Source organism: Microbacterium testaceum (genome assembly GCF_001476655.1).
GTDB lineage: Bacteria > Actinomycetota > Actinomycetes > Actinomycetales > Microbacteriaceae > Microbacterium > Microbacterium testaceum_C.
Genome location: NZ_LDRT01000128.1, coordinates 1 through 9,929 on the forward strand (window position 1 = coordinate 1; position 9,929 = coordinate 9,929).

General features: G+C 74.4%; 4 protein-coding genes and 1 pseudogene. 3 read left to right on the forward strand and 2 right to left on the reverse strand.

Going from position 1 to position 9,929, the window contains the following annotated elements; genetic code table 11:
* Both NS220_RS15610 and NS220_RS15615 read right to left on the reverse strand, forming a co-directional pair.
* A pseudogene (locus NS220_RS15610) lies at positions 1-478 on the reverse strand (winged helix-turn-helix domain-containing protein); the annotation flags it as partial.
* A 213-nt stretch (positions 479-691) separates the two neighbouring features.
* Positions 692-1,660 (reverse strand): LacI family DNA-binding transcriptional regulator, encoded by a 969-nt coding sequence (locus tag NS220_RS15615; protein ID WP_206543036.1) that lies wholly within the window; start codon positions 1,658-1,660, stop codon positions 692-694.
* A gap of 247 nt (positions 1,661-1,907) precedes the next feature.
* On the opposite strand from NS220_RS15615, the gene NS220_RS15620 reads away from it, so the two are divergent.
* From NS220_RS15620 to NS220_RS15635, 3 genes are all read left to right on the forward strand, one after another.
* Positions 1,908-2,942: an agmatine deiminase family protein gene (locus NS220_RS15620; protein ID WP_058624943.1), complete on the forward strand. Its 1,035-nt coding sequence runs from the start codon at positions 1,908-1,910 to the stop codon at positions 2,940-2,942.
* The gene (locus tag NS220_RS15625) at positions 2,939-4,639 is read left to right on the forward strand and encodes an amidase (protein WP_058624944.1); all 1,701 of its coding nucleotides are present in this window, start codon (positions 2,939-2,941) and stop codon (positions 4,637-4,639) included. The genes NS220_RS15620 and NS220_RS15625 overlap by 4 nt, the downstream gene beginning before the upstream one ends.
* A gap of 614 nt (positions 4,640-5,253) precedes the next feature.
* Positions 5,254-9,453 carry an SCO7613 C-terminal domain-containing membrane protein gene (locus NS220_RS15635; protein ID WP_153004329.1) on the forward strand — a complete coding sequence of 1,400 codons (4,200 nt, stop codon included), beginning with the start codon at positions 5,254-5,256 and terminating at the stop codon, positions 9,451-9,453.
* Positions 9,454-9,929 lie beyond the last annotated feature (476 nt).

Genomic DNA, 9,929 nt, shown 5'->3' on the forward strand with positions numbered 1-9,929 from the left:
GTGCCGGGTGGGCGGGAACCGCCGCGACGAGCCGCTCGGCGTGCGCTCGGTCTTCGAGCAGGTCGCGGACGAGCCAATCGAAGCCCTCACCGGGTGTCCAGACGTCCCCGGTCCACAGGGCCAGCGCGTCCCGGGCGCGGGCCGCGTCGCCGGTCGTGCGCGCCTCGGCCACGAGGTCCTGGAACCGCGTGACGTCCACCTCGGCGCGCGAGAGCTCGAGCCGGTAGCCGCCGGGCGTCGACGACACCCACCCCGCGGGGAGCGCGCGACGCAGACGCGACACGAGCGACTGCAGCGCGGCGCGCGGGTCGTCGGGCGCGTCGAGGGGCCAGAGGTCCTCGGCCAGGGCGCGGGTGCTGACGGTGGTCCCGGCATCCACCGCGAGGCGCAGGAGCAGCGACTGCTGACCGCGCCCGGGCACGACGGCATCCCCGTCATCCGTGGCGACGCTCAATCCGCCGAAGAACCGCACCCGCACGGATTCACTCTAGGTCGCCGCCCGCCCGGGCGAGGGGCGCGGAGGCGCGCGGATCCGGAGACGGTCGTCGGATCCGGACCGATGCCTCCGTCTCGTCCGGATCTGCTGCTCTTCTCCGGATCTGCGGCACGGGCCTCGGCCCGCACGCGCGTTCGGGCGTGGCCGTGCTCGACCTTCGTGCCGGTCCGGGCGGCGCACGGGCCCCGGCCCGCGCTACCGTCCGGCGGTGCTCGCGCGAGCGACGAGACGCGGGAGCGTCACCTGCACGCGGTCGCTGGGGGGAGCGGCATCCTGGATCGCGAGGAACAGGTCGAGGCAGGCCGCGCCGACCTCGCGGGCCATGAGGTCGAACGAGGTCACCGCCGGCGACAGGAGGCCGTGCATGGGCTCGTCGACGTACGCCGCGAGCAGCAGGTCGGTGCCCACCTGCCGTCCGGCGCGGTGGGCGGCGTCGAGGGCGGGAGCCGCCGAGCCGCTCGGCCCCACGATGAGCGCGTCGACCTGCTCGGTCGCGAGGATCTCGCCCACGGCGCCGTCCACCTCGTCGGCGGTCGGGATGAAGCTGATCTCGCGGGAGATCGGGATGCCGCCCCGCTCGGCGATCCACGTCTCGTAGGTCGCGGTGAGCTCGCGACTCCACGCGGTGCCGCGGGGCGGAAGGATCGTGGCGATCCGCGTGGCGCCCCGGGCGGTCAGGTGGTCGAGGAGCCCGCGGAGGGCGGTCTCGTGGTCGTACACGACGCTGCCGGCGACCCGTTCCTCCCCGCCGACAAGGTGCTCGGCGCTGATGACCGGGCGTCCGGTGTCGAGGATCGACCGGATGCCGGCATCCGCCGCCGTCGCGTCGACCACCACGTATCCGTCGACGAACGCGGTGGGCGGGGTGTCGTCGTCGGCCTCGCGGTGGGGCAGGAGGATCACCGAGAGGCCCCGCTGGTCGGCGGCGTCCACCAGCCCGAACGCGAACTCGGTGTAGTACGGCAGGCGCGTGGCCCCGGGCGGGAGGTGCAGTCCGACCGCGCCGTACCGGGCCGTGCGGAGGCTGCGTGCCGGAGCGTTGACGACGTAGTTGAGGGCACGGGCGGCGGCGAGCACGCGTTCGCGCGTCTCGGGGGAGACGCCCGCCTTGTCGCGCAGGGCGAAGGACGCGGCGGCGATCGACACGCCGGCGGCAGCGGCCACGTCGTGCAGCGTCGGTGTGCGGGGCGTCACACGGCCCGACAGTACCCGACGGGCGATCGACTCTTGCGCTCAGGGGCACTTAAACGTTTAATGTCCCTGAAACACCTCGGGCTCGCCGACCGAAACACGCGGTCCGTAGCCTCGGCCATACCGGTCGCGATCGACGTCGATCCGGCGCGGCCCGGTGCCCGCCCCGCAAGGGCGGTCGCCTTCCCCGATGACTCCGACAGAAAGAGATGGCCCGCCGATGAGCTGGCGCATGCCGAGCGAGACCGCCCCGCAGACACGCACGTGGATGGCCTTCCCCGCCGAGGGGCCGACCCTCGGCGAGACCGACGCCGAGCGCGAGGCAGGCTACGCCGCATGGACCGCGGTCGCCCACGCGGTCGCGGAGTTCGAACCCGTGACGATGGTCGTCGACCCCGCCGAGGTGAGTCGGGCACGACGCATGCTCTCGTCCGGGATCGAGATCCTCGAAGCGCCCGTCGACGAGTTCTGGATGCGAGACGCCGGGCCCTCCTTCGTGCTCGATCCCGAGCGCCCCGGCGTGCTGGGGGCGGTCGCGTGGACCTTCAACGGCTGGGGCGACCACTGGTGGAGCGAGTGGCGCAAGTCCGCCGGCCTCGGCCGCTTCGTCGCCGAGGCGGCGGGCGCCGAGCTCGTGTCGTCGCTCCTCGTGAACGAGGGGGGCGGCATCCACGTCGACGGAGAGGGCACCGTGCTCCTCACCGAGACCGTGCAACTCGACCCCCGCCGCAACCCCTACGCCGACCGCGCGCGCGTCGAAGCCGAGATGGCCCGCACGACCGGGGCGACCCACGCCGTCTGGCTGCCGCGCGGACTCACCCGGGACTACGAGGACTTCGGCACGAGCGGGCACGTCGACATCGTCGCGACGATGCCGTCGCCGGGAGTCGTGCTCCTGCACGACCAGCGCAACCCCGCGCACCCCGACCACGCCGTCTCGGCCGAGCTCCGGGCCTTCTTCGCGGAGCAGACGGATGCAGCCGGCCGCCCGTTCACCGTGCGCGACCTCCCGGCTCCCGACGCCGTGCGCGATGCCGACGGCGACACCGACTGGAGCTACGTGAACCACCTCGTCGTCAACGGCGGCGTGATCGCGTGCGGCTTCGACGAACCCGAGGCCGATGACCGCGCCCGCGGCATCCTCGAGGAGGCGTACCCGGGACGCCGGGTGGTCACCGTCGACGCCCGCGAGCTGTATGCCCGAGGCGGCGGCATCCACTGCATCACCCAGCAGCAGCCGGAGGTCGGAGCATGATCGAGGTCACCGAGGCGACCATCGCCCAGCTCGCCGCCGCTCTCGCCGCGGGGGAGACCACGGCCGTCGAGCTCGTCGACGCGCACCTCGAGCGCATCGCCGCGTACGACGGACCGGACTCCGAGACGAAGCTCAACGCCGTCGTGGTGCTCAACCCCGACGCGCGGGCCGAGGCCGAGGCCTCCGATACGCGCCGCGCCGCGGGCCGGGCGCGGGGGCCGCTCGACGGGATCCCCTACACCGCGAAGGACAGCTACCTCGTGCGCGGCCTGACCGCCGCCTCCGGCAGCCCGGCCTTCGCCGATCTCGTCGCACAGAGCGACGCGTTCACCATCGAGCGTCTTCGGGAGGCGGGGGCGATCTGCCTCGGGCGGACGAACATGCCCCCGATGGCCAACGGCGGCATGCAGCGCGGTCTGTACGGCCGCGCCGAGAGTCCCTACAACGCCGACTACCTCACCTCGGCCTTCGCCTCGGGCTCGTCGAACGGTTCCGGCACGGCGACGGCGGCGTCGTTCGGCGTCTTCGGACTCGGCGAGGAGACCTGGTCGAGCGGGCGGGCGCCGGCATCCTGCAACGGACTCTGCGCGTACACGCCCTCGCGCGGCGTGATCTCGGTGCGCGGGAACTGGCCGCTCGTGCCGACGATGGACGTCGTCGTGCCGCACACCCGCACGGTGGCCGACCTGCTCGCGGTGCTCGACGTGGTCGTCGCCGACGACCCCGAGACACGGGGGGACTTCTGGCGCGCGCAGCCGTGGGTGCCGCTCCCGGCTGCGTCCGAGGTGCGGCCGGAGTCGTATTCCGCACTCGCCGCCGACGCCTCGCTGGTCGGTAAGCGGATCGGCATCCCGCGCCTGTTCCTCGGGACCGACCCGCTCGCGGGCACCGGCCCGAAGGGCGTGGGCGGGCCGACGGGGGAGCGCATCGAACCGCGCCCCTCGGTGCTCGCCCTGTGGGAGGCGGCCCGTGCCGACCTCGAGGCCGCCGGGGCGATCGTCGTGGAGACCGACTTCCCGCTCGTGAGCAACTACGAGGGCGACCGGCCCGGGGCGCCGACGATCTCGACACGCGGACTGGTGTCGCCGGAGTTCCTGCACCGCGAGATCGTCGATCTGTCGGCCTGGGCGTGGGACGACTTCCTCCGTGCGAACGGACACCCGGGCCTCGCCGACGTCGACGGGGCCGCGATCTTCCCGCACCCCGAGGGCGCCCTGCCCGACCGGTACACGGGGTTCGACGACGACATCGCGTCGTACCCCGGGCACGTGCGTGAGAATCCCGTGGCCGCGTTCACCGACATCCCGCACCTCGCCGAGGGGCTCCGAGGGCTCGAAGAGACCCGGCGCCGCGATCTCGAGGAGTGGATGGATGCCGAGGGCCTCGACGCCCTGGTCTTCCCGACGCAGAGCGACATCGGGCCGGCGGACGCCGACGTGAACCCCGCCTCGGCGGACATCGCGTGGCGCAACGGCGTGTGGGTGTCCACCGGGAACCTCGCGATCCGCCACTGCGGGGTGCCGACCGTGACGGTGCCGATGGGCGCCCTCGACGACATCGGGATGCCGGTGGGCCTGACCTTCGCCGGTCGCGCGTACGACGACACGTCCCTGTTGCAGCTCGCCGCCGCTTTCGAGGCGACGGGGGTGCGGCGCACGGTGCCGCCGCGGACGCCCCCTCTGCACACCGGGGGCTGAGCCTGCGCACCGGGGGGCTGAGCGCAGCCGGGACTGTGGACAACCCCCTCTCGGCGTGGTCGCTTCGCTAGCCTGGAGCGGACCGACGCCGAGGGGGGACCATGACGGAAGTCGCGGGAGGGGATGCCGGGAGCCACCGGCGCGCGTGGCCGTCGCAGCCGGAGCTGCTGACCGACACCTCGCGGTGCCCGTGGTGCTTCGCGCCGATCACGGCCTCGCCGTGCGCGACGTGCGGACTCGACCTCAGCGACCCGCGGACCTTCGAGGTCCTGTCGCTCTCGCAGCGCATCGCCGGGCTCACGCAGGCGCGCGACGAGGCGCTGCGGCGGATCCGGGTGGATTCCGCGTCGCGTGCGGCCGGTCCGGCGGCGGAGCCTACGGCGGTCCCGGAGGTGGCTCCCACGGGGCCGGCATCGGCGTCCGCTCCCGCGTCTGCGCCCACGGCGGTGCCGACGCCGGAGCCGATACCCGGCACCGCGCCCTGGCCTGCGCCCGGGTCCGTCCCGGAGCCTGCATCCGCGCCCGCGCCCGCGCCCGCGCCCGCGCCCGCGCCCGCGCCCGCGCCCGCGCCTGTGCCTGGGCCTGGGCCCGGGCCGGAAGGCGCGCCGGGGCCCGTGCCTGAGCCTGCGCCGGAAGTCGCTCCGCCGGTGCCGGTGGCGGCGAACGCGGCGGCCCCGCCGACCTTCGCCGCTCCGCCGGGCTTCGCCCCGCCCGCGGGCTTCACGCCGTCGCCGGGGTCTGCGCCGCCTCCCGGCGAGCTGCACCCCTTCACGGAGAACGCTGCGCCGCAGACGCCGGCGGCAGCCACGGGGACACCGGCCGGGCCAGCGGCCCCGGTGCCGGCACCCGGCGAGCCCGCCAAACCCCGCCGCTCCGGGGTACAGGTGTTCCTGCTCTCGATCGGCGTCGTGCTGCTCGCGGTCGCCGCGGCGTTCTTCCTGACCGTCGCGTGGGTCAGCGGCGGTCTCGTGCTGCGGTCGATCATCGTGGGCGCGGCCACCGCGGGCGTCATCGTCACGGCATCCGTTCTTCGTCGTCGTCGGCTGACCGCGACCGCGGAGGGCATCGCGCTCCTCGGGATCGCCCTGGTCGCGCTCGACGTCTGGGCCGTGCGCGCGAACGACCTCGCGGGCGCCTCCGGCGTCGATGCGCGGGTCTACTGGGGGTGGGCGGCGATAGCCGCCGGGGTCGGTTTCGCGGCCTGGTCACGCCTCGCGGGTCTTCGTGCCCCGCTGTCCACGGGGATCGCGGCGCTCGCCGTGGGCCCGCCACTCGTCGTCGCCGGTCTCTTCGTCCATGACGCGATCCTCGGCTGTTACGCCTCGGGCCTGACGATCCTCGTCCTCACCCTCGCCGCCCCTCTCGTGTCGCGGCTGGCCCGGGCGGACGCCGGATCCCTCGCCGTCGAGATCGTCTCGCTGCGGGTTCTCGCGGGGCTGGGCGCGTTGCTCGCCCTGGCCGCCGCGCTCGTGCTCGATCCCGACACGGCAGGGACGCCGCTGGCCGCGAGCATCCCGATCGCGGTGCTGCTCGCGGTCCACGCCGGGGTGCTCGTGCGCACCGGGGTCGCCCAGGTCGCGCCCATCGCGTCACCGTTCGCGGTTCTCGCCCTCGGCGCCGGAGTCACCGCGACCGTCGTCCGGCTCGCGGATGCCACGGTCACCGCCACCGTGCCGGTCCTGGTCGCGGTGGTCATCGCCCTCGCCCTCGAAGCCGTCGCCGGGCGCATGGCGGGCGGTGCCGCCCGGACGACCGTGCTCGCCGGAGCCCTCGCCGCCGCGATCGGAGCGGGGCTCGCCGCGGTGGCCCCCGTCCTGTGGGCGCTCGCTGCCCTGGGCGCGCCGTTGCGGCGATTGTTCCCGCTCTTCGGTGAGTCGTCGCTGGCGGTGAACGACGTGGATGCCACGAGCACCGCGGCCGTGGTCACCCTCGTCGCCGCGGTGGTGCTGGCCGCTCTCGTGTGGCGTCTCACCGGCCGCGGAGCGAGCCGGCGTCTGGTCGTCTGGTGGGTCGGTGGGGGCGTGATGCTGCTCGTCGGTCCGCAGCTGCGGGTCACCGTCGTGATCGTGCTCTGGTACCTCGCGATGGCGATCGCCGGCGTGATCCTGCTACGACGTCGACGTGGCACGGCCGCGGTGTCCGCCGTCGTCGGGAGCCTCGCGCTCCTCACCGCGTGGACGCTGTCGTTCTCGTCACCCCTGGCGTGGACGGTCGCGACGCTCGGTGTCCTCGCGGTGCTCTGGATGCTGGCATCCCTCACGCCCGCAGCCCGCGTGCCGGCGGCCGTGGCCCTCGTCGTCTTCGCCTCGTGCAGCGCGTGGCTGGTGCCCGCAGCCGCACTCGAAGGCCTCGATGTCGACATCGTCGGTCTCGGCCCGCTCGAGGCGGTGGCCGCGGCCGCGACGGTCTGCCTGATCTTGGCCCTCGTCCCCTGGCGTGGGCCGCTGGCTGCACCGCGCGGGCTGGACGCGAAGCAGCGCGAGGCGGCCGCTCTCGCGGCCCTGGCGATCGCCTTCCTGACGTCCTCGGTCTTCGCCGTCCTCGGCAACGTGGACGCGGCTGCGGCGACGTGGTGGACCGTGATCGGCCTCCTGGGCACGGCCGCGGCCGCGGGGGTCGCGCTCGCGCCCGTGTATCGCGAGTGGGGTGTTCTCCGCCCCGCTGCGGCGGTCGTCTGGCCGTTGCTGGGCGCGATGACGGCTCTGGCGATCATCCGCCCGCTCACAGAGGTCGCGCTGATCTCGAGCGTCGCGGTTGCCACGGTGGCGTTGCTCGCCGCCGCGCTCGCTCTGCTGGTCCTGCGCCGTGAGGTCCTGCTGCGCGTGCTCACCGACGTCGGCGCCGCCGTGGTCGCGCTCGTGTCGGTCACCGCGCTCGCTCCGCGCGGGAGCGTGTGGCTTCCCCTGCTCCTCGTCGCGATCACCGCGCTGATCTGGGCTGTCGATGCGGACGGGCTCTTCGTGTCGCGCTCGCCCCGCCGGCACCTGGTGTGGCTCGCGCTCGCTCTCGCGACCGGGGCGCTCTGGCTACAGCTCTTCGCCGAGCGCGTCGAGACCGTCGAGCTGTACACGCTCCCCCTCGCCGCCGCCCTCCTGCTGCTGGCCGTGCTCAGTGAGCGCGCCCGCCGACGTGTCGAAGGTCGCGCGGTGGTGCCTCCCGCCGTCATCGCGTTCGCGGGCACGGCGCTCGCCTTGATTCCCACGGCGGTCGCGGATGCCGAGGACACCGTCCGCGTGGTCATCGCGGCGGTGCTTGGCGTGGCCCTCGTCGTCGCGGGCGCGTGGGTGCGTCCGCCCCGAACCCCGGAGCTTCTCCCTCTCGCCGTCGCCGCCGGCGGCGCGCTCTCGTTGGTGTTGGTGTGGGGGGCGCAACTTTTCCACGCTGTCGAACGAGGGGACACCGGAGGCCCGCTCCGCGACGCGCTCGTCCTCCTCGTTGCCGCAGCCCTCGCCGGAGCGGCCGCGGGATGCAGCCGTGGTGTCGCGGCGTGGGCCCTGCTCGTCGGGCGGTCGACGGTCATCGCGGCTGCCGTCGTGCTCGCGGTCGGCGAGACCGTGCTGGTCGCGGTGGACGGTGGTCCTCTCGTACGGGCCGTTCTCGCGGTGCTCGCCCTCGGCGCCGCCGGCGCGGCCGCCTCGCGCGCGCGGCACGCGCTGGCCGGAATCGCGCTGGCCTCCGTCCTGCTCGGCGGCGCGGCGCTGGTCGCCGTGACGGGCCTGGGTGTCGGCATCCGTCCCCTCGAATGGATGACGCTGCCCCTGGCCCTCTCGCTCATCGGTGCCGCGGCGGCCTCACGCGTGCGCCCCCTGCCCCCGGTGGCGGTGGGAGGAGTGACGCTCGGGTTGGGCGTGGGTCTGCTTCCCTCCGCCGCTCTCGTCACCGACGAGATCCCTCGGGCCATCACCGTGCTGGTCGCGGCGATCGTCCTCCTCGTGCTGGCATCCCTCGTCTCGCGGGAGGCCTTCCGTCCCCTGGTTCTTCCGACGCTGGGCGTGGCCGCGCTGGCGCTCCTCGTCGTCGGCGGGGTGCGCGGAGTCGTCGACCTCGAGCGTCCTCTCTTCGACGTCTGGGTGCTCGCGGTGGCCGTGCCACTCGTCGCCGCCGCGGTGCTCCTGCAGCGTCGGGGCGGAGCCGTTCCGTCATTCGCGCCCCTCACGGCGGTCGTCGCGGGCCTCGGGTTCACCGCGATCCTGTCCACCGTGCGCATCGCGACCGTCGGGGACGAGAGCCTCCGCGCCGCGGTGACGATCGTGGCGATCCTCGTCGTCGCCGTGCTGTGGCGCGGTACGCGCAGCGTGGTCGTGTTCTGGGTGGGCGTGGGTCTCGCGGGTGCGGTCGCGGCGGTTGCGCTCGGTGCCGGCTCCGCCGACCCGGTCGAGCTCGTCACGGTGCCGATCGCCGCCGTTCTGGTGCTGCACGGTATCCGATCGCTTCGCGCTCGCCCCGAGCTGCGCAGCTGGCCCGCCGTCGGCGTGGGATTGGCGCTGCTGCTCCTGCCCTCACTCGTCTTCGACTTCGCTCTCGACAACGTGCTGTGGCGCGTGATCGCTCTCGGAGTCGCCGCTCTCGCAGTGCTCTTGGCAGGCGTGCGGTTCCGGCTGCAGGCTCCGGTGCTCCTCGGCGGCGTCGTCCTGATCGTGCACGCCGTCGCTCAGCTCTGGCCCTGGATCGCGTCGATCTACGAGAGCGTCTCGGGGCTGTGGTGGCTCTGGCTCGCGATCGTCGGCGTCCTTCTCATCGTGGTCGCGGCGACGTACGAGCGTCGCATCCGCGAGGTGAAGGCTGTGGCCCTCGCCATCCGCGCGCTGCGCTGACGCGCGCGAACCGCGCGAACCGCGCGAACCGCGCGAACCTCGCGGAACCGCGCGAACCTCGCGGAACCGCGCGAACCTCGCAGAATTCACGCCGAAATCTGCGAGATGGCGGGACACCTCCGAGCGGGAGGCGCGCCCTGCTACTCCGGGCGGTTTGCGCGCCGACGTCGCGTCAGCGGGATCTCGCCGCTCCCGGTGTCCGTCGTCGCGGATCGCGGGGTCGCCGGCATCGTGGTGCCCTCCGGCTCGTCGCTGAGGCCGCGACCGGTCGTCGTGACCGGGGCGGGCTCAGCGGATGCCGCCGCCTGGGGGATCGCGCCAGCCGGGCCACTCGGGGCGGTCGCAGCTGGATCGCCGGAAGCCGCCGGGGCTGAGCCCGCACCCTCCGCCCGAGCGGCCACAGCGACCTCGCCGGAGACGCGTCCCGCACCTCCGGTGGAACGGCCCGAAGCCGCGGCTCCCGCGGTCCCCGCCGC

Coding starts and splice junctions, on each gene's coding strand:
- NS220_RS15625 (WP_058624944.1), top strand. CDS start 2,939: ATGATCGAGGTCACCGAGGCGACCATCGCCCAGCTCGCCGCCGCTCTC.
- NS220_RS15620 (WP_058624943.1), top strand. CDS start 1,908: ATGAGCTGGCGCATGCCGAGCGAGACCGCCCCGCAGACACGCACGTGG.